The 26,464-nt window shown below is 34.4% G+C and carries 19 protein-coding genes; 12 read left to right on the top strand and 7 right to left on the bottom strand.

From position 1 onward, the window contains the following. Positions 1-23: 23 nt before the first annotated feature. The 6 genes from KO527_RS17330 (at position 24) to KO527_RS17305 (ending at position 12,375) form a co-directional block, all read left to right on the top strand. Entirely contained in the window at positions 24-6,074 is a 6,051-nt protein-coding gene (locus KO527_RS17330; protein WP_216041531.1) for a type I secretion C-terminal target domain-containing protein, read from the top strand. A gap of 96 nt (positions 6,075-6,170) precedes the next feature. Then, entirely contained in the window at positions 6,171-8,324 is a 2,154-nt protein-coding gene (locus tag KO527_RS17325) for a type I secretion system permease/ATPase (protein ID WP_216041530.1), read from the top strand. Beyond that, on the top strand, positions 8,324-9,712 hold the full coding sequence (locus KO527_RS17320; RefSeq protein ID WP_216041529.1) for an HlyD family type I secretion periplasmic adaptor subunit: 1,389 nt from the start codon (positions 8,324-8,326) through the stop codon (positions 9,710-9,712). Before KO527_RS17325 ends, KO527_RS17320 begins: the two co-directional genes overlap by 1 nt. Positions 9,713-9,763: 51 nt before the next feature. Next, complete coding sequence (locus KO527_RS17315) at positions 9,764-11,083, top strand: TolC family outer membrane protein (protein WP_252733833.1); 1,320 nt, start codon at positions 9,764-9,766, stop codon at positions 11,081-11,083. Beyond that, on the top strand, positions 11,083-11,703 hold the full coding sequence (locus KO527_RS17310) for an OmpA family protein (RefSeq protein WP_216041528.1): 621 nt from the start codon (positions 11,083-11,085) through the stop codon (positions 11,701-11,703). Before KO527_RS17315 ends, KO527_RS17310 begins: the two co-directional genes overlap by 1 nt. Then, on the top strand, positions 11,704-12,375 hold the full coding sequence (locus KO527_RS17305; RefSeq protein WP_252733832.1) for a transglutaminase-like cysteine peptidase: 672 nt from the start codon (positions 11,704-11,706) through the stop codon (positions 12,373-12,375). 209 nt (positions 12,376-12,584) lie between these two features. Here the strand turns inward: KO527_RS17305 and KO527_RS17300 are convergent, their stop codons facing one another. Continuing rightward, positions 12,585-14,534, bottom strand: a complete 1,950-nt coding sequence (locus KO527_RS17300; RefSeq protein WP_216041526.1) for an EAL domain-containing protein — start codon at positions 14,532-14,534, stop codon at positions 12,585-12,587. 181 nt (positions 14,535-14,715) lie between these two features. Further along, positions 14,716-16,134 carry a peptide MFS transporter gene (locus KO527_RS17295; RefSeq protein ID WP_216041525.1) on the bottom strand — a complete coding sequence of 473 codons (1,419 nt, stop codon included), beginning with the start codon at positions 16,132-16,134 and terminating at the stop codon, positions 14,716-14,718. Positions 16,135-16,439: 305 nt separating this feature from the next. Between KO527_RS17295 and KO527_RS17290 the strand changes: the two genes are divergently transcribed. Beyond that, positions 16,440-18,227 carry an ABC transporter ATP-binding protein/permease gene (locus tag KO527_RS17290; RefSeq protein ID WP_216041524.1) on the top strand — a complete coding sequence of 596 codons (1,788 nt, stop codon included), beginning with the start codon at positions 16,440-16,442 and terminating at the stop codon, positions 18,225-18,227. Positions 18,228-18,373: 146 nt separating this feature from the next. After that, the gene (gene tyrR, locus KO527_RS17285; protein ID WP_216041523.1) at positions 18,374-19,930 is read left to right on the top strand and encodes a transcriptional regulator TyrR; all 1,557 of its coding nucleotides are present in this window, start codon (positions 18,374-18,376) and stop codon (positions 19,928-19,930) included. Positions 19,931-19,999: 69 nt separating this feature from the next. On the opposite strand, the gene KO527_RS17280 is transcribed toward tyrR, so the two are convergent. Together KO527_RS17280 and KO527_RS17275 are read right to left on the bottom strand one after the other, a co-directional pair. Then, entirely contained in the window at positions 20,000-20,494 is a 495-nt protein-coding gene (locus tag KO527_RS17280) for a hypothetical protein (protein ID WP_216041522.1), read from the bottom strand. Positions 20,495-20,669: 175 nt separating this feature from the next. After that, a complete protein-coding gene (locus KO527_RS17275; RefSeq protein ID WP_216041521.1) occupies positions 20,670-21,335 on the bottom strand; it encodes an OmpW family outer membrane protein in 666 nt (221 codons plus the stop codon). Positions 21,336-21,690: 355 nt separating this feature from the next. Between KO527_RS17275 and KO527_RS17270 the strand changes: the two genes are divergently transcribed. Continuing rightward, complete coding sequence (locus KO527_RS17270) at positions 21,691-21,834, top strand: hypothetical protein (protein ID WP_216041520.1); 144 nt, start codon at positions 21,691-21,693, stop codon at positions 21,832-21,834. A gap of 28 nt (positions 21,835-21,862) precedes the next feature. Here KO527_RS17270 and KO527_RS17265 read toward each other — a convergent pair whose 3' ends face one another. Both KO527_RS17265 and KO527_RS17260 read right to left on the bottom strand, forming a co-directional pair. Next, the gene (locus tag KO527_RS17265) at positions 21,863-22,096 is read right to left on the bottom strand and encodes a hypothetical protein (protein ID WP_216041519.1); all 234 of its coding nucleotides are present in this window, start codon (positions 22,094-22,096) and stop codon (positions 21,863-21,865) included. A gap of 95 nt (positions 22,097-22,191) precedes the next feature. Continuing rightward, on the bottom strand, positions 22,192-22,653 hold the full coding sequence (locus KO527_RS17260; protein WP_216041518.1) for a hypothetical protein: 462 nt from the start codon (positions 22,651-22,653) through the stop codon (positions 22,192-22,194). 94 nt (positions 22,654-22,747) lie between these two features. On the opposite strand from KO527_RS17260, the gene KO527_RS17255 reads away from it, so the two are divergent. Further along, complete coding sequence (locus KO527_RS17255) at positions 22,748-23,131, top strand: response regulator (protein WP_216041517.1); 384 nt, start codon at positions 22,748-22,750, stop codon at positions 23,129-23,131. A gap of 226 nt (positions 23,132-23,357) precedes the next feature. Here the strand turns inward: KO527_RS17255 and rpsT are convergent, their stop codons facing one another. Continuing rightward, positions 23,358-23,618, bottom strand: a complete 261-nt coding sequence (gene rpsT / locus KO527_RS17250) for a 30S ribosomal protein S20 (RefSeq protein WP_216041516.1) — start codon at positions 23,616-23,618, stop codon at positions 23,358-23,360. A 278-nt stretch (positions 23,619-23,896) separates the two neighbouring features. Between rpsT and murJ the strand changes: the two genes are divergently transcribed. After that, positions 23,897-25,477: a murein biosynthesis integral membrane protein MurJ gene (gene murJ, locus KO527_RS17245; protein ID WP_354668632.1), complete on the top strand. Its 1,581-nt coding sequence runs from the start codon at positions 23,897-23,899 to the stop codon at positions 25,475-25,477. 48 nt (positions 25,478-25,525) lie between these two features. Beyond that, entirely contained in the window at positions 25,526-26,458 is a 933-nt protein-coding gene (gene ribF, locus KO527_RS17240; RefSeq protein ID WP_216041515.1) for a bifunctional riboflavin kinase/FAD synthetase, read from the top strand. Positions 26,459-26,464: the final 6 nt, after the last annotated feature.

Raw genomic sequence — 26,464 nt, 5'->3', positions numbered from 1 at the left:
CGGATGCGAACTGGAATGGTACTGTGCCACAAATTACTTACACAACAAATACAAGTGAAAGTAATTCATTAACAATCAGTGTAACAGCTCAAGTAGATAGCTTTACAGATAATGACGAAGTGGTATCAGGTAATGAAGATTCTGATCAAAATGGCACCGTGCTCGAGAACACAGTTGATGAGAATGGCCTAACATTAACAGTGACAGGATTCACATTAGATGCCAATGGAGATGGTTTACAACAAACATTTGAGTTAGGTAAACCAGTCATAATTGACGGTATCGGTACCTTTACATTGAACGCTAATGGCGACTATAGCTTTAAACCGGCAGTGAATTACAATGGCGCGGTACCGGTGATTACGTACACAGTGAGTAATGGTGAAACCTCAGATATTTCAACATTAAGTATCAGCATTAATGCCATTAATGATGCGCCTGAAGCAACCAACGACACTATTAACCTAAAAGAAGATCTTAACAATACAAACTTAGGCTATGCATTACTGTTAACAGATTTTGGTGATTATTCAGATGCTGAAAACACGGCTATTGTTTCAATTAGAATTGATTCTTTACCAACAAATGGTAAGTTTTACTTAGATGGCGTTGAGGTTACAGCAGCTAATTTTGAGGTCTCTGCTGCTGATATAACAGCTGGTAAACTAACCTTTGTTCCAACACAGCATACTGATGTTAATAGTAGTTTCACTTTCAGTGTATCTGATGGTGAAAACTGGAGTAAAGAACCTAATACTACAACGATTGAGATTGAAGCTGTTGCCGATAAACCAAATTTAACAGCTTCTATAGGTGCTCCTGAACAGATAGCGGCTACTAGTAGTGGTACCCCAATAGATCAAGATAATCTTGCTAATTCTCTAGATATTACAATAGATGGTACAGTTACGGGCACTGATCTTGGTGACTCCCTTATGAATGGCGTTAATAATTCAACCAATGATTACCTAATTGGTAAAGGTGGGGCAGATGCAATGCATGGATATGCAGGTGATGATATCTTCGATGGTGGGTCTGGTAATGATTCTATGTATGGCGGTGCTGGCAATGATGTCGCTATTTTTACTGGCAATCTGAATGACTATATTATTGAATATAGATATCCGGATGATCATAGTGATGTTGCTTATCTTTTAGTTATAGACAAGCGTAATATTGATACAGATTCGAGTAATGCAAATCATTTAGACTCTGGTGACCACCTGTATAGTATCGAAACACTTATTTTTGCTGATACAAGTGTAAGTGTTGATCTCAATACAGGAGATATGCAAACTCATAGTATCTTTAAATATGAGCTATCAATTGATGCTGATTTAATCGATATAGATGGTAGCGAATCTTTAACTATTACCTTGACAAACGTACCTAGCGGCGTAATTGTTGAAGGTGGAATATATGACTCCGATTCTAATTCATGGACTATAAATATAGATCCAAAAGTCACAGACTTTAACGGAAATATTAGTTTAATAGTAAGTAGCTCTGTTTCAGATTTCGACTTGACAGTAACAGCAACATCAACTGAATCTAGCAACAATAATTCATCTAGTAATAGCCAAATTGTTTCAGTTGTCCTCCCGGATACCAGTGATATACCTGTAGTTGTAGGTATCCCTGATACTACATTTACAGAGAACTCTGATCCAGTAAATATATTAAATGGTGTATTTATATCGGATGCTGACAGTAATAATGTTTCTAAAGTGGTTGTTAAACTATCTGGATATGATGAAGCTCAAGATATACTTACCTATTTAACTGCAGGTACAAATATTACTGGCACGGTAATTCTGAGCGGTGATAACTGGATCTTAACGCTTACAGGTGGTTCAGATATAAATGAATACATAGCAGTTTTAAATACGATTACTTTTGAAAATACCTCAGAAAATCCATCAACTAATCCTAGAAACATTTCTGTTTCAGCATTTGATGAAGATGATACGCTGCTATATGGCAGTGATTCAGGTGTTGTAAATGTTATCGCTGTTAATGATGCACCTATTGCATATGATAATCAGATTTTTACTTTAGCAGATTCTTCGGATACTTCTGCAGATGATAATACTCTTACTGATTTAAACATTAAGTTGCCTATAGATCCTGATAATGATGCCAATAGCCTCACTATAACAGTAACTAGTATCCCTAATTTAGCTTCCTTTGGCACTCTTACTGATGGCAATGGTAAGGTTATAACTGTAGGTATGGTACTAACACTCGCTCAATTGGGATCATTAAAGTTTAACCCGCTTGAAGGTATCGATAACGCATCTGCTTTGTTTACCTACGAAGTATCTGATGGAGAACATACTACAAATGGTCAAACAACAATTAATATTGGTTCTAGTGCAGAAGATGTAAATTCAGTTTATGAAAGTGCATTAACAAACGGTACTAATGAAGGAAGTGGCCTTCATATAGCAACAGGAAATATTTTTGATAATGATGCCGCCGCGGCTCAAGATGAAACTTTAGAATCGTTTTCATTTGGTGGTCAAACAGTAAATGCTGGTCAAACAATCACAACGAGTAATGGTACTTTAACAATTGCCTCAGATGGTAGTTATACATATACATTAACTAGTACTAATAGTTCAGGTAGTGATTTTGTCGAAACATTTAGTTATCAATTTATTACTGACAGTGGTGTAACTCTAAACCAAGACTTAAAGATAACAATAATTGATGACAAACCTATTGCACATGACCTTGTTGAAGAAATCCCAGAATCTTCAGAACAAGTATTTAATCTAGTATTTACACTCGATAATTCAGGTAGTATGGCTTGGGGAGCGCAATCGGGCACTGATGATCTTGCTCCCGGTGAAAAAACAAGAATGCAAGTTGCAAAGGAGTCACTAGCTGCTTTAGCCAAAGAGTATTTCAATCAATCTAGTCAAGTGACCTTAACATTAATTACATTTAATGCGTCAGCTGGGGTCGTTGGTGAATTCACCAGTTACGACGCTTTTATTACTGCTTTAAATGCTGTCACTGCTGGAGGTGGCACCCACTATGATGAAGCAACTCAAGAGATCATGGATGTATTTAATGATGGATTTGATAGCAATGTAAATAATATATCGTACTTCCTATCAGATGGTGATGCTAATGATGGGCATGGGCCTCAGTCAGGTTATGCGAATTGGGCTAATAGTAAAGGTATTGACTCGTATGCTGTAGGAATTGGTTCTGGCATTACAAATTTAGCACATCTTAATGTGATACATAATATAGATTCATTAGGGCAAGGTGGTGGCCATGAAGACAGTGCGCTTATAATCAGAGATCTAACAGAGTTAGAATCAAGGTTATTAAGTACGGTTCCAACAGCATTTGGTGGAAATATAACTGTAAACGGTTCTGTATCTAATATTGATTTTGGCGCAGATGGTGGATTTGTTGAACAAATTTCATTTGTTATTGATGGTGTGGATTATTTATTTACTTTTGATGGCAATAATACTGTTACCTTACCAAATCCTGCTCCAGTAGGTGCTAGTTTATCAGGTTCTAAATTAACACTAGAATTAAACCTACCTGTAGCAAGCTCACCAGGTACTTTTGCAAAAGCAACATTTACGTTTGATTTTGTTACGGGTAACTATACATTAAGTGCTCCAAATGGAACTGAATCGAATACTATTTCTTTTGATTTTAGCGTTGTTGATGGAGATGGTGACAAAGCAGGTGGCACTGCTACTTTTAATATTGTTGATGCAGAACCACAAGCGGGTGATGACTTACATTCTATAGATAATACAGGTATTGCTAAAGGTAATGTAATAACAGGTTTAGGAACGGATGGAGGCCCAGAATTTGGGTCAAGTTTCACACCATTTGCTGTACAAGGTAGTGGTATTGATAGTGTAGTAGACAATGCAAGTATTACATCTATAAATTATTTAGGTTCAACAATTGATTTATCAACTTCAGGTAGTTCAGGTAGCTTAACTTGGACTTCTTCTAGTGAGACAGACAATAAAGGTAATACCATTAATCAAGTAACAATTGTTGACTCTAGTACTAATGCCACTTTGATATTTAGAAGTAATGGTTATTACGAGTATGATTCAGGTGCTGCTAGATCTAACTCAAAATCAATATCGACCACGTCACAATCTAATGTTAATAATAGTGACTTTACAGTTGTTGGTTTTGATGAAAATGGTAGTAGCAGAAGCATTACTTACCAATCGGGTGGTATAGGCGTATCAGGGAATTCTGATAACGGTAAAATAGATTTAGGTGAGAAAGTTACAATTGATTTTATGGCTAAAGGTAATAACCCTTATGGCGTTAATGATATTGTATTAGATTTAACCAGTTACGATAGAGTTGATGAGTCTGTTACTTTAATTATTTATGGATTAAATGGTAATGTGATAGATACTATAAATGTTACTGGAGACCCTATCATAATTTCTGCAGCGGATTATCCTGCAATTGGTAAAATAGACTTTATAGCTGATAGTTCAAATACTTATGTTCGAATACAATCAATTGCTTATGAGCAATTAAACGCCCCAAGTTCAAATGAGCCGGTGCAAATAGATTACACGTTAACTGATACCGATGGTCAATCCGATACAGCAAGATTATCTATCTATGAATCTGATAACATGATCACTGGAACTAATAGTAGCGATAACTTACAAGGTACGAATGTAAATGATGCGATAAGTGGTGAAGGTGGTTCAGATACAATTTCCGGTGGGGCTGGCCATGATAATTTATCTGGAGGCTCAGGCAACGATAACATTTCCGGTGGTATCGGTTCAGACTATATCTCTGGTGGTAAAGATAACGATATATTAAGTGGTAATGACGGTGATGACCATTTATCAGGTGATGATGGTGATGATACTTTAGATGGTGGTAAAGGCGATGATATTTTACTAGGTGGTGAAGGTAAAGACTCTGTTTTTGGTGGTGAAGGCTCAGATATATTAGAAGGAAATAAAGGAGAAGATAAGCTTTACGGTGGTGCTGATGCCGATATTATTTCAGGAGGCGATGAAGATGATAATCTATATGGTGATGCTGGAAATGATGAGCTTTATGGTGATAAACATAATGATAGGTTATTTGGTGGTTCAGGCAGTGATATTTTGTTTGGTGGCTCAGGAAATGATTACTTAGATGGTGGTGCAGGCGTCGATTCACTTTCAGGTGGTAGTGGTGCTGATACGTTCCATTTTGGTTTAGACTCCGCAGATAAAAGTACCGATGTTATTTTAGATTTCTCGTCTAATGATATTTTAGATTTACAAGATATTTTAATTGGTGAATCAAACAATGCTGCTGACTTAAGTAATTACCTCACTTTTTCTAAACATGGTTCAGATACATGGGTTCAGATTGACTCTGATAAAGATGGTGTCATCGACTTAACTATCAGCTTGCAGGGATTAGATTTAGGTGCTACGGGTAATAACGATACAGATATTATTCAAGCTCTATTGGATCAAGGCCAACTTGTCGTTGATAATACATCAACCAGAAGTTCAAGAAACACTGATTATGAAGATGAGGCACGAGATAACAGAAACAGCCGTAATCATAATAATTCAGAAAACTCAGTTAATCATGAGAACCAGTCTGCTTTTTCAAGTTCAGAATTAAATGCAGTTCAATCAAACACTGAAACACAAAGCCTTACATTTAATATAGATAATGATGAATCTATAGCGGGTGTTCAAACTTTAGACTCCAGTGATGATGAGCAATATCAATTAGAAGGTGAATTGATGTTAAATCCAAATAATGAAGTGCAAACTCAGTATTTTGATTTAAACCCAATAGAACAAACATTAGAAAATGAGTTGAATATGTCTGATTTAGTAAAACACTCAAGTAAAGAGCCACAGTCATTAGATGAATATTTAAATTTATCATTTGAAGATTCAAACACTGAAACTGAATTTACTGAGGCTAAAACAGATATAAGTGCTTCTAAAAACGCACAAGCATTAGAGATTTCTGAACATCATGATTTTGAATTAATACAAAAATTGGTTGATGATAGTAAACTGTCACAAGATTAATTCATTATTTATTAAAGATAAGTGTTCGAGTCTTATCAGTTTGTAGTAATGTATTGCTCTTTAAGGATAAAGAGCAATACCTAAAAGAAAAATTATATGATCAATGAAAAAGATACGTTAGCTCAATCATTAGAGCTAAATAACCAAGAGCAAGACCCTTTATTAGGTTGCTTAGTATTTTTAAGTAAGTTTTATGGTAAACCATTTTCAGCAGAATCGATGAGCTCTGGTTTACCCTTAGAAGACGGTAAACTGTCTCCTAAATTAATGCCTAGAGCAGCGTTACGCGCGGGTATGGAGACTAAACTTAAGAAAAAAGAATTAAAAAAATTACCCTCTTTAATGTTGCCTTGTGTTTTGATGCTAAAAGATGGCAGGGCGTGTGTACTGTTATCCTATAAAGAAGATAAATTAGAGATTGTATGGCCTGAATTACCTTCTAGTCATGACCTGATTGCGCGAGATCAGATTGAAGATGAATATTCAGGCTATTGTTTTTATATTCGTAAGCGATACCGCTTTGATGAAAGGTCAAAAGAAACTTTAAAAACAAACCATGGTCATTGGTTTTGGAGCACATTAAAGCTTTCTACACCTATTTATAAAGATGTATTATTAGCAGCTTTTTTTGTAAATTTATTTGCAGTTAGCTCACCGCTATTTGTAATGAATGTATATGATCGCGTAGTACCCAATCAAGCATTAGATACGCTTTGGGTACTTGCTTTTGGTATGTTTATAATATTAGTTTTTGATTTTATTTTAAAAGAAATTAAAGCCCACCTACTTGAAACCGCCGCTAAAAAGTCAGATTTACTGTTATCTTCAACATTATTTGAGAAAACATTGAGCTTAGATATGAGTAATAGACCACCATCTGTGGGGGCTTTTGCTAAACAAATTCAAGAATTTGAATCTATAAGAGATTTTATCACATCAGCAACAGTATCAGCGCTTTTAGATGTACCATTTTCTCTCATATTTTTAATCATCATAGCGGTTGTTGCAGGCCCAATCGTTTGGATCCCTCTGGCAGGTATTATTATTATGCTTGTTTTCTCCTTTTGGATAAAAGGTAAAATTAAATTTGAAGTAGAGCAAGGTAGTCGTTTTTCAGTGCAAAAAAATGCGCATTTAGTTGAGTCTTTACAAGGTATTGAGACAATAAAACTAACAGGTTCTGAAAGCCAATTTCAATCAAAGTGGGAACAACTAATAGGCCATATTGCAAACTGGAATATTAAGATTAAAAAATATGCGACATCTGTTGGTAGTGTGAATAGCCTTGTTGCCCAAGTTGCAAATGTATTTGTTGTTATTTTTGGTGTATATCAAATAACTGAAGGCAACATCAGTATGGGAGCAATGATAGCATCAGTTATGCTTACAGGTCGTGCTATGTCTCCATTTTCGCAAGTTGCATTATTGATCACTAGATACAACCAAGCGCATTCAGCGCTGAATACTCTTGATGAAATAATGAAACTACCAGGTGAAAATATGGATAGATATTTACACCGCGGTCATTTTGATGGTGAAATCAAATTTGAAAAAGTGAATTTTGCTTATCCAGGTGCTCAAATAAATGCTTTGACTGATGTTAGCTTCAATATAAACAGTGGTGAAAGAGTTGCTATTATTGGTCGCATTGGTGCAGGTAAAACATCTATTGAAAAACTATTGGTTAACTTTTATCAACCTTCAGAAGGTGCTATAAGAATAGATGGGATTGATATCAAACAAATTAGTCCTGCTGATTTGCGTCAAAAAATAGGTTGTCTGGCACAAGATAGTACATTATTTTTTGGTTCTATTCGTGACAATATCACTTTGGGTGTACCACATGTAGATGACGCTCTTATAACCCGAGCTGCTGGCCTTGCTGGTGTAACCAGATTTACTGATATCGATCCTGAAGGATTAGATAGACAAGTAGGAGAGCGAGGGTGCTATTTATCTGGCGGACAACGTCAGGCTGTAGCACTTGCTAGGGCTCTGTTATTTAATCCTCCAATGCTAGTGCTTGATGAGCCAACAAGTAGCATGGATAATTTTTCAGAATCAGAAATTAAAAATAATATAAAAGGCATTATTCAAGATAAAACATTTATCTTGATCACCCACAAAGCAAGTATGCTAGATCTTGTTGATCGTATATTAGTCATGGAAAGAGGCCGTCTTGTTGCTGATGGACCAAGAGATAAAGTATTAGAAGCCTTAAAGTCAGGTAAAATAAAGGCGGCATTGTGATGAAAGATAATTCTTTTAAAGAAATTGATACCAGTTTTATTGATGATATTAATGCTGCTATTTTATTAACTTCACCAAATAGATCGCGAAACTTATTATATGTCATTACAGGATTTTGTTTTTGCGTTTTAATCTGGGCCTATTTTGCAGCACTTGATGAAGTAACTGTCGGTTCAGGAAAAGTAATACCCTCTTCTCAAATTCAAGTTGTACAAAACTTAGAAGGAGGGATTTTATCTAAAATTTTTATAAAAGAAGGACAGAAAGTAACTAAAGGTGAAGAGTTACTCAGGATAGATGATACCCGATTCTTAGCCGATTTTCGTGAAAAAGAGCAGGAAGTCATGCAATTACAGCGTAGAGCTGTTCGTTTAAAAGCAGAGCTTGCCAGTGTTAAATGGTCTAAAAATATTAGCCCACGCCTGTGGAAACAACAAATTAAAATTATACCGCAATCATTTAATATCTCTCTTGCCGAACAAGAGACGTTTTCTGATATTTATCGTACTGAGGTAGCAAGTTTTAATGCCAATATTAGTAACTTTAAAAAACAGTTAAATGTGATGGCGAATCAAATTCAGCAAAAAGAGCAAGAAGTTGAGTCTTTGAAGTCGCGAGTTAAACATGTTCAGACAAGTTATCAACTGGGCTTGGAAGAGCTCAACTTAACAGAACCTTTAGCTAACAAAGGTGTTATTTCTCCTGTTGAATTTTTAAAGCTCAAACGTCAAATAAATGAACTTAAACAACAAATGGAAGAAGCTGAACTGGCTTTACCAAGAAGTAGAACCGCTTTAACCGAAAGTATTAGTAAACGACAAACTTTAGTGAGTGAATATCAAAAGGAAACTCAAGAGTTATTAACTAAGGTAGAAGCACAGTTAGCACAATTGACAGAAAAACAGGTTAATTTAAAAGATAAAGTAAATAGAACATCGATAACATCACCCGTAACAGGTACTATAAAAGCGCTAAATGTAAATACTGAAGGTGGCGTCATTCAGCCTGGAATGGATTTAGTTGAAATCGTACCAATTGAAGACCAACTGTTAATTGAAGCGAAAGTATCACCTAAAGATATCGCATTTTTAAGACCTGGTTTAAAAGCTATTGTAAGATTTACGGCTTATGACTTTGCCATATATGGTGGTATTGAAGGCAAACTTGAAAATATCAGTGCAGATTCATTTGAAGATGAGAAAGGCGTTAGTTATTATTTGATCACTGTGAGAACAGAAGATAACTATCTCGGAGATAAATCAAAAAAGTTACCAATAATACCAGGCATGACTGCATCAGTTGATGTTATGACGGGTAAGAAAACAGTTTTAGAATATTTATTAAAACCAATTTTAAGGGCTCAACAGAGTGCTTTAAGAGAAAGATAAAAATATTTTTATCACCTAAGAATCACACATTATTTTGAAAAAGGATTGATCATGTTCCACAAAACAAAAATAACATCAGCTATTATTTTAATGAGCACTTTGCTTAGTACAACTGTATCTGCACAATCTTTAGAAGAAGCTGTTGAAAGAACATTATCAAGTGAACCAAAAATAGCTGAGGCTTTTCATTTATATAAAGCTTACCAACAAGATGTTGGCATTGCCAAAAGTGGTTACTTACCACAAATAGACTTACAAGCAGGTTATGGTTATGAGAATACAAATAGCCCGACAACACGTATTGTAAATGACACATCAAGAGAGCTAACAAGAGGTGAATTATCGGTATCACTAAAGCAAAAGATATTTGATGGTTTTGCAGTGATGGATAATGTTAAAAGAACAAAGTTTGAAGCAACTGCATCACAATATGCGCTATATGGTTTAGCTGAAGATCAAGCATTAAAAGTTGCATCAGTATATTTAGGTGTATTAGAGGCAAAAAAAATACTAAGTCTCTCAGAAAAAAACTTAAAAGCACACAAAAAAGTATATGACCAAATTAAAGATCGCGTATCGCAAGGTTTAGGCTCAAATGCTGATTTATCACAAATCGAAGGGCGATTAGCAAGGGCACAGGTTAATGTTATTTCATCAGAGCATAATCTATTAGATGCCAATAGTAAGTTTGTAGATATCGTTGACCAAAAACCTGAAGATTTAAAATGGCCAGTAGCAGATGCTGATATGTTTCCAAAGTCACTTAATAATGCATTAGCAACAGCAAGAGAAGATCATCCCGTATTACTATCAGCCTATAATGATATACAAGCAGCTTCTGCAAAATTAGAAATTGGTAATAGTAATTTTTATCCTAAAGTGAGCTTTGAAGTTGGTGCTTCACATAATAATGATATGGATGGAACAGAAGGCTATAATGAAGATTTAACGGCCATGTTAAGAATGAAATATAATCTCTATGCAGGTGGTGCTGATAGTGCTGGGAAATTAAAAGCAGCTTACCAAGAAGCGCAAAGTAAAGATATTTATGCGCAAACATTAAGGCAAGTTTTGCAAAGTACTAAATTATCTTGGCGTGCGCAGGTTTATTTAAATAAACAAATACCTTTTTTACAACACCATGTTGACTCGGCAAAACAAGCTCAAAGCATATATGAAGAGCAATTTTTCCTTGGAAAACGTAGTTTACTTGATCTATTAGATACCAGTAATGAATTATTTGAAGCCAGAAAAACATATACTTCAGTTGAGCACTCGCAACTTTTAGCGCAATACCGAGTATTAGCTTCTACAGGCAAATTATTAGCATCATTACGCGTAGAAAAACCAAAAAAATGGAGCCAACAATAATGTTTAAAAAAGCGATATTAGCGAGTCTAATAGTTTTGCTTTCAGCATGTAGTTCACAGCCAGATCTCACTTATGGTTCACCACCGAGTGTTTCTCTTGCTGATGATGACGCAGATGGAGTGATTAATGCGCGTGATTTGTGTGCATATACGTTTGAAGGTGCACAAGTCACAAATGATGGTTGTCCTACTGTTACAGATACTCTATTAACCATGGACTTAAATATACTATTTGATAATGACTCTATAATTGTGAAACCGCAATACGATAGAGAGTTAGTTAAACTGGCTGATATGATTAATCGCACCGATGAAATCAAACTTGAACTAGAGGGCCACGCCAGTTCGGTTGGCAGCGAATCATATAATTTAGCGTTATCTCTTAAACGAGCTAAAGAAGTGAAGCGTCTTTTGGTTAATAACCACAATGTAGATGCAAGTAAACTCGTTGCTGTGCCTTTTGGAGAGAGTCAATTGGCAACGCAAGGTGGTTCTGAAAGTCATCATAGTAAAAATAGAAGAGTGGTACTTTATATACAAATTAAAAATCAAAAAGATCTCTTAAGGTGGAATATTTTCACAACAGAAAATAAGAAAAATGAAAGGTTTAAAGGTTATTAATTGATGATAAAGCGCTTTATTGTCATATCACTGTGTGTGGTTTTACCACTATGGGGAGATTCAAATAAAGCCTTTGATTGGGATAAACTTGAAGTCCAATTAAAAAATCAATATGGGCCCCGAGCGGGCCTCAGATTACGAGCATGGGAAAAAGTACTTTCTGATCCAAATTTGCCTACAGATTTAAATAAACTTGATAGAGTTAATCGTTTTTTTAATTTATTAAATTTTGTTGATGATATCCCTTTGTGGGGAGAAAAGGATTACTGGGCAACACCGTTAGAGTTTATTGGTGCAAACGGCGGTGATTGTGAAGATTTTAGTATTGCTAAATATTTTAGTTTATTAGAATTAGGCATACCTGAAAACAAGCTTCGTATAACCTATGTTAAAGCGCTGAGTTTAAATCAATTCCATATGGTATTAGCCTATTACGATACACCTTCATCTATACCGCTTATTTTAGATAATATAAATCCAAAAATATTACCTTCTACTCAAAGGCGAGACTTACTACCTATATATAGTTTTAATGGTGAAAACCTATGGTTAAGTAAAGCTAAAGGTCAAGGTAAGCTAGCAGGAAAATCAAGTCGGTTACAAAGTTGGAATAAATTAAGAAGTCGATTCAGTGCCGCTTCCTTGCGTACACCTTTATATTCATTAGACTAATACCAATTCCAATAAATATGTGATCAATCTAAATTGTCTAAATATCAAATAGTTGTGTTGCTTTCAATCCTAATAGCCAGCTATTGCTCAATCAATCGCCTTGCCTATATGGATATAGGTACTTAGGTTTTGTCTGGAACAAAAAACCTGTGTTCTTGAAAATTTATTCTAATTTAAATTAGATCACTAACTTACTAGAATTGGTATAATTATAACTCAGTTGGGTTTTGAATATATTGTCCCTGACACGCATCACACTCAAGTTCTTTGATCAGGTTAAGAATCTCATCACTTTCAATATGACACGCTATCACCTTTATTCCTAGGCTATGACAAACTTGATTAACAGCCTGAATATAGTAGTTATTCTCAGTATGATTTATTAGGTCTTTGATATAACTGCCATCAAGCTTTATAAAGTCGAGATCTAAGCCTCTAAGATATTTAAATGATGTAAAACTTGTACCAAACCTTTCAATACAAATACTAATACCTAGTGTTTTAAATAAATTAATATGTTTTGTTGCAAGCGATACATCTTTAAGTAAAGCGGTTTCATTGATCTCAAATATTAACCTTTCTCTGCAATGTTCATTTTCAGTCATAAACTCTTTGAGCCATAGATAAAATGAGGTACTAAATAGAGATTGTTGGCTTAAATTTATAGCGAGTGTGTTATCTAAATCAGTCGATACAAACTCAATAGCTGTAGTGATTAGCTTAATATCTAGTTCTTGTGTTAACTTTAACCTTTCAGCCATAGCAAATAACTGATTATTTGGTATAACTTTATCATCATAATAAAACTTAGCGAGTAACTCATCATATAAAACATTGACATTATTAATCTCTTTTACGGGTTGATATAAAAATTGTATATGGCCCGTACTCATTATATTTTCAATGAGGGTTTTCCAATCTTGTAATCCGATAGATAAGCCCGAATTCTCAGAAAATATAGTTTCCTTGATTTTTAATTGTGACGAATCTTGAGTGACTAAATTATCTAAATCAATTAATAACTTTTTCATCGAGTCGGTATTTTTGTATGGTGTTGCGACTAACTTAGCAAAACCATTAGGGTAACAATTGTCATCAAGAGATAAAAATTGATTGTTTAACGCCCTTATTTCGTCTTGGCAAAGAGAAGTCGATTGCGCGATAGTCACTATAAAACTACCACCATTGATCCTATAAATTTTGGTGCCTTCAATTTCTTTAAAAGCAATCTTTAATTCATTAACTGCAGATAATACGTATTTATCACCTGCTTGATAACCACTTTCATTATTTACTTTTTGTAATGATGGTAGTTCAATTAACGCGATTGTAGCTGATTCATCATCTGAAATATCAGACAAGCTTGCATTGAATTGACTTTCAAAAGCACGACGGTTAGCTAATCCTGTTAACTTATCTAAATAAGCTTCTTCAGTTATTTTTTCAGCCTGGCGAGTCATTGAGTCAAAGTTTTTTTGCACATTGGCAACCATAGAATTTAATGCTTCTATTACAACTTTGAGCTCTCTGGTAAATGGTTTTGCGCCGTTATGGATAAACTGTTTTTTGGAAACTGAAATTGCTTGATGCTCAACCATAGCTAACGGTTTCAATACTGCGCTTAAAATGAAATATGCGATAATTAAACTAAATAAGAGAATAAAGAAAAATGCGATAAATGCTTTGCTACCATATTGCCATAATTGGAAATAAGAAACACCCGCATGGCTGGTTACAGATAAGTTGCCAACGATTTGCCATCCATTATTTATTTCACTTACTCTTGTAGGAGGAGACAACGCAAACATATCAATAAACCAAGCTGGAACAGTATCGACCTGATTTGGGTTTTGGCGGTTAATAAGGACCTTACCATCAATGGTTTTAAGCTCCATAGCGGCATAATATCCAGAATCAAAAATCGCGGAAACCATAGTTTCTGCAATAATGATATTTTCTTCATCTAAATAGGGGGAAATTGATAAGCCTAAACTCGTTGCAGTATCTTGGGCATGGCTACCCATTTGCTCATTTAAATAATCTTTTGTATGTTCTACGCTTATTAATAAACTACCAATAAACGAAACAATGCCTAAAAAAATGACTAAACCATAAATTTGCGTTTTTAGACTGGCACCTTTTCTGGTTTTACTTCGCATTTCAGTTCCTTTTTTACTTATTATACGCTTGTATGTTAACTCAATAATCAGTAAAAGTTAATGAACAGATGAATAACATTTTTTTTAAATAAATAGGCATTAAATACATGATTGAACGCCATAAACTAAAAAACCCAAAGATTTCTCTTTGGGTTTTTAGTATATCAAATTAAAGTTGAAATTAACGTGTCGCTGTTACTTCTAACTCTTCTTCAAGGTTCTCTTCTTCAGTATGATGGCTATCACCTTCAGCACCATGCATCCAATAAATAAGTTTGTTAGCACTTAAGAATATAATAAGACCAGTTGCTAATGCAGCAAAACCAACAGACATAAAGATAGTACCTGCGTTATTAACCATTTCTTGACCTTCGCCAACAAATGAACCAATAAATGCAGCCAGTTTATTTGATAATGCAGTGAATAAGAACCAGATCCCCATTAATACAGAAGCATATTTAAGCGGCGCTAGTTTTGTCACTAGAGATAAACCGATAGGCGATAAACATAATTCACCTAATGTGTGGAATAAATAAGCGAATACTAAGAATAGCATTGTTACTTTAACAGTTGTATCACCACCTTGTACCATAGTCGCCCATAACATAACAAAGAAACCAAGTGCTAAGAATAACATCGCTAAAGCAAATTTAACCGGTGATGTTGGCTCTTTTTTGCCCATTTTAACCCAAACTGTGGCAATTACAGGGGCTAATAAAATAATGAACATTGCATTAAGAGATTGGAACCAAGAAGCTGGTACTTCAAAACCCATTAAGTCACGGTTGGTAAATTCTGAAGCATATATTGTAAATAAACCACCGGCTTGTTCAAATCCAGCCCAGAAAATAACAGAAAACATACTCATGATTAAAATAACTTTCATACGATCAAAGTCTTCTTTAGTCAAAGGTACATCTGCTTTTTTATCGCCTTTAGTGCGTTTAGCTGAAGGTTCAACACCAATATTACCAAGGTATTTATTTGCTAAAGTAAGTTGTAAAACTAAACCAATTAACATACCACAACCGGCTGCGATGAAACCGTAGTGCCAGTTTACTTGCTCGCCTAAATAGCCAACAATTAGTGGTGCCATAAATGCACCTAAGTTAATACCCATATAGAAAATAGTAAAAGCACCATCGCGACGATGATCGCCATCATCATATAATTCGCCAACTAAGCTAGATACATTTGCTTTAAAAAAACCATTACCGATTACGATTAATGTTAGACCAAGATAAAAAACTTCTTCTTCCATGCCAACTAGCATAGTTTTAGGAATACCTAAGGTAAAATAACCTGCAGCGAAAATAATGCCACCAAAGATAATTGCTTTTCGTTGACCAATATAGTTATCGGCTAACCAACCACCTATTAAAGGAGTAACATAAACCGCCATGGTAAATGTACCGTAAAGTCCTAATGCTTCAGCAGGGGTCCAACCAAAACCGCCATCTTGTACGCTAGCTACGAGGTAAAGTACCAAAATGGCACGCATACCGTAATAACCAAAACGTTCCCACATTTCGGTACCAAACAGTAAGAACAGCCCCTTAGGGTGTCCTAAAAAATCTCCAGTCTTTGGAATCGAACTCATTGTTAATTTCCTAAATCAATTTATCGTTTTGGCCTGTATGTTATAATTGCTTTCGTTTAATCAAGGTGTTAATAACCTAGTATTAAACGGGTGGCCATGTGTGTGTTTTAATCGGTAATAATTAATAATCTATTTTAAACATCCTGATACCACAATTAAAAAGCGATAAAAGCTCATAAAAATAGGTCATGTTAATTAAATTACTTCAAGTTAGTATACATATACCTAAGTCTTAGTAAAAGCTTTAGCTGCTCTGAGTAGTTGGCTGTTTTAATCAACAGTATAAAAAATAGGCATGAATAAATATGAAACATGGTTTTACGACACCTGATCCTGCAAGCGCTTTTAATTTAGCTATTTTCAAACGGGTTATCCCGTATCTAACAGAATATAAAAATCGCATCATTTTGGCATTTATATGCTTAGCCTTGGCAAAGGTTGCAAGTGTGTATTTACCTTTTATCTTAAAAAATACAGTTGATTTACTGGATGAACAGCAAAACTTGTCAACGCCAGAGCTGATATTACCCTTGATGCTAGTCGCGGCCTATGGTGCCGTGAGGTTTACAAATGTGCTTTTTTCTGAACTCAGAGATGTGCTTTTTGGTCGCGTAACAGAACATGCAATGAGAAGGATCAGCCTTGAGGTTTATACGCATATTCACAAACTAGATTTGGAGTTTCATCTCAATAGAAAAACAGGAGGCTTGGCCAGAGACATAGAAAGGGGTGTATCAGGTATTAGTTTTGTAATGCGATTTTTTGTTTTTAATATTGGACCTACAATTTTAGAGTTAAGCTTTGTTATAGGTATATTAAGTATAAATTATGGTTTTGAGTATGCATTAATCATCATTACAGCAGTGATCCTTTATGTTTTATTTTCGATTAAAGCGACAAATTGGCGACTTAAATATATAAAACAAGCAAATTTGGCTGATAACCAATCGAATACAAGAGCAGTAGATAGCCTGTTAAATTTTGAAACGGTTAAATATTTTAATAACGAGCAATACGAGCAAAATGCGTATGATAAAGATTTGGCTAATTGGCAACTTGCTAGACGAAAAAACAGACTTTCATTATTTGTATTAAATGGCGGACAAGCGTTAATTATTGCATTAGCTATGACTGCTACTTTAGCATTGGCTTCTATAGATGTAAGTCAAAAAAATATGACGTTAGGTGACTTTGTATTAGTGAATGCTTTTATGATGCAGATATTTATCCCATTAAACTTTTTAGGTTTTGTATATCGAGAAATAAAAGGTTCATTAGCAAATATAGAAAACATGTTTGCGCTACTTAGTGTGAAATCAAATATAACAGAAGTTAAAGATGCGCCTGATTTAAAGCTTAAAAATGCAGATATCGAGTTTAAAAATGTGAGTTTTGCTTATAAAAATAAGACTAATACCATCACTGATCTCAGTTTTAAAATTAAATCGGGGCAAAAAGTTGCGATTGTAGGCCCTAGTGGCGCAGGAAAATCTACTATCACTAAATTACTTTATCGGTTTTATGATATTAATGAAGGGCAGATACTCATTAGTGAGCAAAATATACTAGATTATTCTTTAGAGTCGGCCCGAAAGCAAATCGCAATTGTGCCTCAAGATATTGTGTTATTTAATAATAGTATTTTAGAAAATGTGCGTTATGGCAGATTAGATGCAACAGATGATGAAGTTAAACAAGCGATTAATGATGCACAATTGAGTCACTTTATTGATTCACTACCTGATAAGTTAAACACTCAAGTAGGAGAGCGAGGATTAAAACTCTCTGGTGGAGAAAAACAAAGAGTTGCTATTGCACGAAGTTTATTGAAAAAAACCCCCATTTTAATTTTTGACGAAGCGACATCATCATTAGATAGCCACAATGAAGCTGCCATTATGGAAACACTAAGAAACATTGCAACGGGACATACAAGTCTGGTTATTGCACATAGGTTGTCAACTATCATAGATGCAGATGAAATATTTTATATGGAAAAAGGGGAAATAAAAGAGCAGGGAACACATATTGAATTACTTAATAAAAATGGTTTTTATGCCGCTTTATGGCAGGTTCAGTCTCATAAAAATTAAAATTAGAGCCTAAATAAAGGCGTTTTAGTTCTAACATATAAGTTTTAAAATATTAAAAATGTGCAAAATTCTTTACAAAATGAGTTTTTTTATATGTAAATTGCAGTATGATTCAGCTATCTGCAATTTATATGCTCTGAGGTTTTATGCGTCTGGAAATTCATTGTGCTGATCGTATGGGGATCGCACAGGAAGTATTGAATATTTTAGTAAGTTATCAAGTCGATTTAAAAGGCATTGAAGTAGATGCTATCAATAGTAAAATGTTTATTTCAATGCCGCCGATTGAGTTTGAAATTTTTCAAAAACTGATGCCTGAAATTCGTCTGATTGATGGTGTAGAAGATGTTAAAACAACTGCTTTTATGCCATCAGAAAGAGAACATAATGAACTCAAAACCTTATTAAGTGTTTTACCTGATGGTATTATTTCTATTGATACTAAAGGTTGTGTTCGCCTATGTAATGATGCCGCAGCAAGAGATTTAAACATTGATAAGTTCGAAGTCATAGATTTAAATATTAATAATCTATTAAAAGGTTTTAACTTTAATCGCTGGCTAGAAAGCGATGAAGTGCTGGGCCAAACGGTGAGAGTTGAGGTCTCAGGTGAAGATTTCATTGCTGATATTTTACCTATCTCCGTACCTGATGCATCTAGTGAAGATATATTAGCCGGTGCGGTTATTAATATTAAATCTCAAAGTCGCTTAGGTCAACAAGTGAGTGTATTTAGACGTTACGGCCAAGAAAGCTTTTCTTCTATACAAAGTCAAAGTACTGCAATGCGACGTGTAGTCCGAGAAGCGAAAAGAATTTCTCACTTAGAGGCACCAATTTTGATTTTAGGAGAGACTGGCACAGGCAAAGAATTACTTGCTAGGGCATGTCATTTCTCATCTAACCGTTCTATGAAACCTTTCTTAGCGTTATCTTGTGCCTCTTTACCTGATAACGTTGCGGAGTCCGAATTATTTGGTCATATCGATCATACTAATGAATCACTGACCAAACGGGGAATTTTAGAACAAGCAGATGGTGGTACTGTTTTTTTAGATGAAGTAGGGGAAATGTCTACTCAGCTACAAACAAAATTATTAAGATTTTTACAAGATGGTACATTTCGTCGTGTTGGTGATGAAAATGAAGTAAAGGTAAATGTTCGCATTATCGCAACGACACAAAAAGATTTGCCAGGCATGGTACAAGAAGGAGCTTTTCGTGAAGATCTTTACTATCGTATTAACGTACTTACTTTAGATATTGCACCATTGAGAGATCGAAAGGCTGATATCTCACCACTTTCAAATCATTTTATACAAAAATATGCCCATCAAATGGGTGTGAAAGTGCCAGAGTTAACGCCTGAGTGCCTCGCATTTTTAGAGCAATACCCATGGCCTGGCAATATAAGGCAGTTAGAAAATGCTTTATATAGAGCGGTTTCTTTATTGGATGATGAAAAACTTGGAATTGAACATTTACAGTTACCAAGTTTTACAAATGATTTAGGCTATTTGGAATCTGATTTTGAAGGCAGTTTAGATCAAGCCGTGAAACGTTTTGAATCAACTTTACTTCGCAAATTATACCCTGCTTACCCAAGCTCAAGGCAGCTGGCTAAGCGACTCGGGTTAAGTCACACCGCAGTGGCAAATAAATTAAGAGAGTACGGTATTAACCGTAAAACAATTAAAGTTTAAAAGTATATTCTTGATTAGCCAGTTTATAAATTAAAACCTAACAAGGGTTATTCTCGCTTGTTAGGTTTTTTATTTTTTAGTACCAAAATCTTTTGTCACACCTTCAATTGAAATCCCTTTGATCCCATCTTCATTAAACTTTATGGTTAGGCTTGCCGTTCGACTGGTGAAAAAATACTGGTTATCGTCCAGGGTCAAAACATAATTACCTAATACTTTATTTTCGAATTTTTGTTTTTCTAATTTCAATGTATGTTTATCAATTTGCCATTCAAACTGTTCAAAATATCCTTTAGCAAATTCTTGCACCCATACTATTTTTTCATTTTTACTAATAGCTAACGCAATAGAGTAGGAGTCAGGTACTTGCTCCATTGAATATGATTTATTACCGATAGTGAATTTTTGTGTTTTATCATTCCATGCGAAACCAAAGTTGAATGGTTTGGAGATACCAGTCGGGTAAGAAAGTGTGCCATCTCCTTTAAAATTGAAGTTTGCAAATGCAGGTAAAGAAAGAAAAAAAGTTGATAGGAGGAGGATACATTTATTTTTATTAAGCATAGTTATACCTCTGTTTATTTACGATAAAATTTTTTTACTTAATAAAAAAGTATAAACGAAAATAAAATTGTTGCTAGTAGATGAGCAGAGTTAAAATTGAACTATTAAAAGAAAATAAGCCAATAACATAATGTAATTGGCTTATAATCTAGAAATATAACTTTTGAAAAAAGATCTAGAATTTATATTTCATACCTAACATAAATACTGTTGGATCAATGGCAACAGTTGAAGTAAGTGCTTTTTTACCGTCAGCAAATACTTCTGCATCACTATCAATATCCATGTATGAGGCCATCGCATGAATGCCCCATTTTTCATTTAACATGTAGTTAAAACCTATTTGTGCAGCTAAACCAAATGAATCGTCTAATTTGATTTCAACATCATCAGTGCCAAGAGTATCTTTAAGATCTTGTCCTGCTTGCTCATCAAAAAACATTGTGTAGTTAAGACCTGCACCTATGAATGGGCGAAATGCCGCATTTGAATCACCAAAATGATATTGTGCTAGTAATGTTGGTGGTAACTGTTTAGTTGAGCCAATATCAGCGCCAGCTAAACCTGCTTCGCCTGAAATGTCATGGCTAAATGGTGTTGCTGCAATTAACTCTAATACCCAGTTATCATTTAAAGCGTAATCAAAAGTAATACCTAACTGCGTGTTTGAATCAACACCTAAACCTAGAGAAGGGTCTTGGTCGATATTTGATGTGCCACTATCTGGTGCTACTGTAATTGCACCAATGTTTACGCTTAAATTATCAAGAAAATCTGCATGTGCAAAAGGTGTTGCAATAAGAGTCGCTGCTACTAAAGATGATTTTAATACATTTCTCATAATTCTGCTCCGATGTTATGAGTGATTTCAGTTAATGACGACATTATCTTTTCTTTTCGCTTGCAGTTATTTGATGTAGATCAAGCAATTAAATGCTCTAAATTATCCTATGGTAAAAATTGATTTAGAATAAGTTACAGTGAAATTAACCTTTATTTTTATGTGGTTTTAATGCTTGGATTTGTTCTAAGTTTTTTATTTAATTGAAGTTTATTTAATTTTTAAAAGGTGTATTTGTTAATTACCAAATATATGTGTAAATATATTGTTAATTCTGAAAACTTTAAGTACACTAGTTTCGAACAAAAAACGTTCTAATAAAACCAAATAATAAAAATAAAAAATTGGAGTGATTATGAATAGGGCAACCAGTCGTGGGATCCGACTTAGTTCAGTAGCATGTGCAGTTGTTGTGTTAGCGGTTTCGGCTTGGTTTAATCAGGCATCTGCAAATGAGGTAAGCCCTGAGTCACATTTAAACTATTTTCTAGCATCTTAAAGCTTTAAAAACCACTTAGAGCAATGTCTTATTGTTCTAAGTGGTATGTAAATAATTTAAAAAGACAGAAAGTATTTATTAATACTAGACTAATGTTAGAAAGCATACCTGTTGGAAAGTTTCCTAATGTATTAACTGTGAATAAAATACTCATACCAAGCATAGCGGATACTTTTAGCCAAAAGCTATCTTTTATAAAAAAAGCACCCAAACACAAAATAAACCCTAAAATATTTATACTATTTAAAAAAACTTGTTCCATTATTCTTGCCTCAATTTCAAAGGAGGCTATTATCTTCAAGTCATGGTTTAACTTCAAACGAGATTTTTTTAGAATTTCACATTAGTTTTTCTAATCTAAAATCTTTCTTTATATAAAAACATTGCTACAGCAATCGTTCCTTCAGTATTAATTATCCTATATTTTTGGCAAGGCAGAGTTGTAATAGTCTGATGGCATAAAAATAAGTGGTTAGCACTAATGTTTGCATTTGCTTTAAGGTTAGAATCTAAAATAAAAGGTTTAAAATTATAAAACCCTGGCCAATAAATACTTTTATTTATAATGCCCACTTTTTCATATGTAAGTAATTGAGGTTTAGGCGATATAAAATAAATAAGTGATAGAAAAACAATAAAAGCTAAAAATTTGATACTTTTAGTATTTGATTTTTTTGCCTCATTAGTTAAGCCTTTAGACTTTTGAGTATTTTTACTATGTGCAGGACTCGGTTTAACCACTTGCTTTTTAGTTTTTTTTTGCTTTTTCTTAAGATCTTCGGGCTTAAGTAGCTTTTGTTGTTTTATTTTTATAGACATAATTATTATTTACTTGATAATGGAAAGTGTAACCGCAACAAATATTGTAATAGGTATATACTGTAAGTATAACAAGAATCAGTGGAATGAATATATGAATGATAACTTTTCGGTTTTAATAGTTGATGACGTCGGTACTGTCCGAAACTTCCTTCATCAAACACTTATGCATTTAGGTATTAACATTATAAATGAAGCGTCAACCGCTTCCCAATGTTTACAATTATGCGAAGAACATAAGTTTTCAATTGTATTTTTAGACATTGAACTTCCTGATGGCAATGGCAAAGATATTATCGCTAAATTAAATGAAATAAGTCCACAAACAAACGTTGTGATGGTGTCTGCTCACTCTACTGTAGAAAATGTCAAAGATGCAATTGATAAGGGTGCTAAAGGATTTGTTGTAAAACCTTTTTCCCCTAAAAAAATAGCCGCTATCTTAAAAAAATTCGCACCAGACCTTCAATTACCTTAATTATTAACCTCTCATATTTGCTGGCTATATTGAACGCTTTAAATAGTCAGCTAAACAGTCAATTCTATCTCTACTGATATTCATATGACTGATTTTGTAATGGGCTAGGTTTGCTGCTTAATTGTTAGGATTGATATGGCTAGGGTTAATGACGTTTTTGTGGGTTAAATTTAAGATATAAAAAAACCGGCATAAGCCGGTTTTTTAAAAGCTAAAACAAAAGCGACTAAAGTGCTTTGATTTTTGCAGATAAACGGCTCTTGTTACGAGCTGCTTTGTTTTTGTGAATAAGACCTTTAGTTGCGTAACGGTCTAGAACTGGAACAGCAGCATTAAATGCTAAAGTTGCAGCTTCTTTGTCACCAGCTTCAATTGCTGCTACTACTTTTTTGAAAAAAGTACGCATCATTGAACGACGACTTGCATTGTGTTTACGGCGTTTTTCGCTAGTTAAAGCGCGTTTTTTTGCAGACTTGATGTTAGCCAAGGTTTGCTCCTAACAATCTAAAAATAAAGCTTTGAATTTATGGCCGAGGAATATGCCTCTTTTTATTGAAAATGTCAATGGCCTTTATATAAAAACCACTAATTTAATGCATATTTATATTAAAACGATGAAATTTTCATTTCTTTAGCGTTTTAACACAGTAGGCCATCGCAGCAGTTAATGTGGAGATTATATCAAAGCTTATATGAATCGCCTAGTACCTAAGTACACTTATTATGTCATAATGCGTGTTCTTAAATTTATCAAAAAGGTTTAGCGTGGCAAAAGGTTTGTTTCGTTCAGGGATGATAGTCAGTTTTATGACATTCCTTTCAAGAATACTCGGGTTAGTCAGAGATGCAGTAACAGCGCATTTATTAGGAGCAGGTGCTGCGGCAGATATATTCTTGTTAGCGAATAAAGTACCAAATTTTTTAAGACGGTTATTTGCAGAAGGAGCATTTGCACAAGCATTTGTTCCAGTTTTAACTGAAGTAAAAGAACAGCATGGTGATGACAAAGTAAGAATGTTTGTCGCAAATGCAGCGGGTACATTGGGTACGATTTTATTATCTGTTACTATTTTAGGTGTGATTGCTTCGCCTGTTATAGCTGCTTTATTTGGCGCTGGTTGGTTTGCATCTTCAGACTCTAGTATTTCAACAGATAAATATGCTTTGTTATCTTTGATGCTTAAATTTACTTTTCCTTATTTATTTTTTATTAGTTTAGTTGCCTTATCTGGCGCTGTGCTTAATGTATATAACAAATTTGCTGTTGCTGCTTTTACACCTGTTTTACTCAATATATCTATTATTAGCTGTGCTTTATATTTTCATGATAAATTTGAGTTTGGTGCTTTATCGTTAGCGCTAGGTGTATTTATTGGTGGAGTTGTCCAGCTACTTTTCCAAATTCCATTTTTATATCGTGCAAAAATGTTAGCGAGACCAAAATGGGCTTGGCAAGATGAGAATGTAAAAAAAGTACGTAAATTGATGATCCCTGCTTTATTTGGTGTATCTGTAAGTCAAATAAATTTATTGCTTGATTCTGTTATTGCTACTTTTTTAATTAATGGTTCTATTGCTTGGTTATATTACTCAGATCGCTTAATTGAGTTTCCATTAGGCTTGTTTGGTATTGGTATTGCGACCGTTATTTTACCCGCATTATCTAAATTGCATGTAAATAAAGAAGGTACGGATTTTCAAGATACTTTAGATTGGGGTGTTAGGTTTGTGCTTTGGTTAGGTTTACCTGCATTTATGGGCTTAATTGTTTTAAGTCCTTTAATCATTACCGTTTTGTTTGGTCATGGCGCTTTTATTAATAGTGAAGTAGATCATGTTACTCAAGTCTCTTTCGGTGTAACTGCATATGCGGTGGGTTTAGTAAGCTTTATGCTTATAAAAGTACTAGCTCCAGGGTTTTATGCAAGGCAAGATACAAAAACACCAGTGAAAATAGGCATAGCGGCATTAATTTTAAATATGGTGTTTAATTTAATTTTGGCTTCATTTTTAGGTTATATCGGTTTAGCTTTGGCAACATCACTATCGGCAACGTGTAATGCGTTTTTATTATATTACTTTTTATCAAAACAAGGGGTTTATAAGTTTTCACGATTTAGTGTTGGCTTTACCCTGAAATGCATCGTGTCTAGTTTAGTGATGGCATTTGTTACCTACTGGTGTGAACAGCAATTAATATGGCAATCGATAGGGTTGGGGCAGCAGATAGTATATTTGTTTTCATTGTTATTAATTGCGATTATTACGTATTTTTCTCTATTGTTTGTTTTTGGTATAAGAGTAAATACAATAAAAAATGTATCCTTTGCGAAAAAAAGTCTATAATCGCGACTTTGATATTTTAATAATAAAATTGTAGGTCATATTTAGGTTATGGAGCTAATTAGAGGCATCCACAATATTAGAGCTAGGCATCGAGATTGTGTATTAACAATAGGTAATTTTGATGGTGTACATTTAGGTCATGAAGCTGTTTTAAATGGCTTAATTAAAGACGCTGATATGTTAGACCTGCCAAGCACTGTGATGTTGTTTGAGCCGCAGCCGCAAGAGTTGTTTGCAAAAGACAAAGCACCGCCTAGGTTAACGCGTTTAAGAGATAAATTAATTCTTCTTAAAAAGTTAGGTATAAAACGTGTTATTTGCATAAATTTCAATCGAAATTTTGCAAATTTGTCAGCAGATCATTTTATTCGTGAAATATTAATTAATAAATTAGGTGTTAAAGCCCTCACTATTGGTGACGATTTCAGGTTCGGTAAAGGACGAGTTGGCGACTTTAAAATGCTGGTTGAAATTGGCGCCCAGTTAAATATGACTGTTAAAAGCACCCGTAGTTTTCGAAAACTCGATTGTAGAGTGAGTAGTACTGCAATTAGAGATGCACTAGCTAAAAATGAAATAGAGCAAGCTAATGATATGCTAGGGCACGCTTATCAAATTTCAGGACGTGTGATCCATGGCTGTAAACAAGGTAGGCAATTAGGATTTCCAACAGCGAATGTCGCCCTTAAAAGGCAAGTAAGCCCAGTTAATGGTGTTTTTGCTGTAAAAATAAAAATATCTGATAAAGAATATTATGGGGTGGCTAATGTCGGTTCTAAGCCAACCCTTAATGGACAAAAAATGTTGCTTGAAGTGCATATTTTCGACTTTAAGCAAGATATATATGGAACATTTATAAGTGTGGAGCTTATTACTAAACTTCGCAATGAACAAAAATTTGATACGCTTGATCAACTTATCGCACAAATTGATGCCGATGTTAAAGTTGCCAAGCAGTGTTTTGGTTTGACCAATATCTAAGATACG

Source organism: Pseudoalteromonas sp. C2R02 (genome assembly GCF_018860845.1).
GTDB lineage: Bacteria > Pseudomonadota > Gammaproteobacteria > Enterobacterales > Alteromonadaceae > Pseudoalteromonas.
This window is presented reverse-complemented; position numbering and strand designations above follow the sequence as displayed.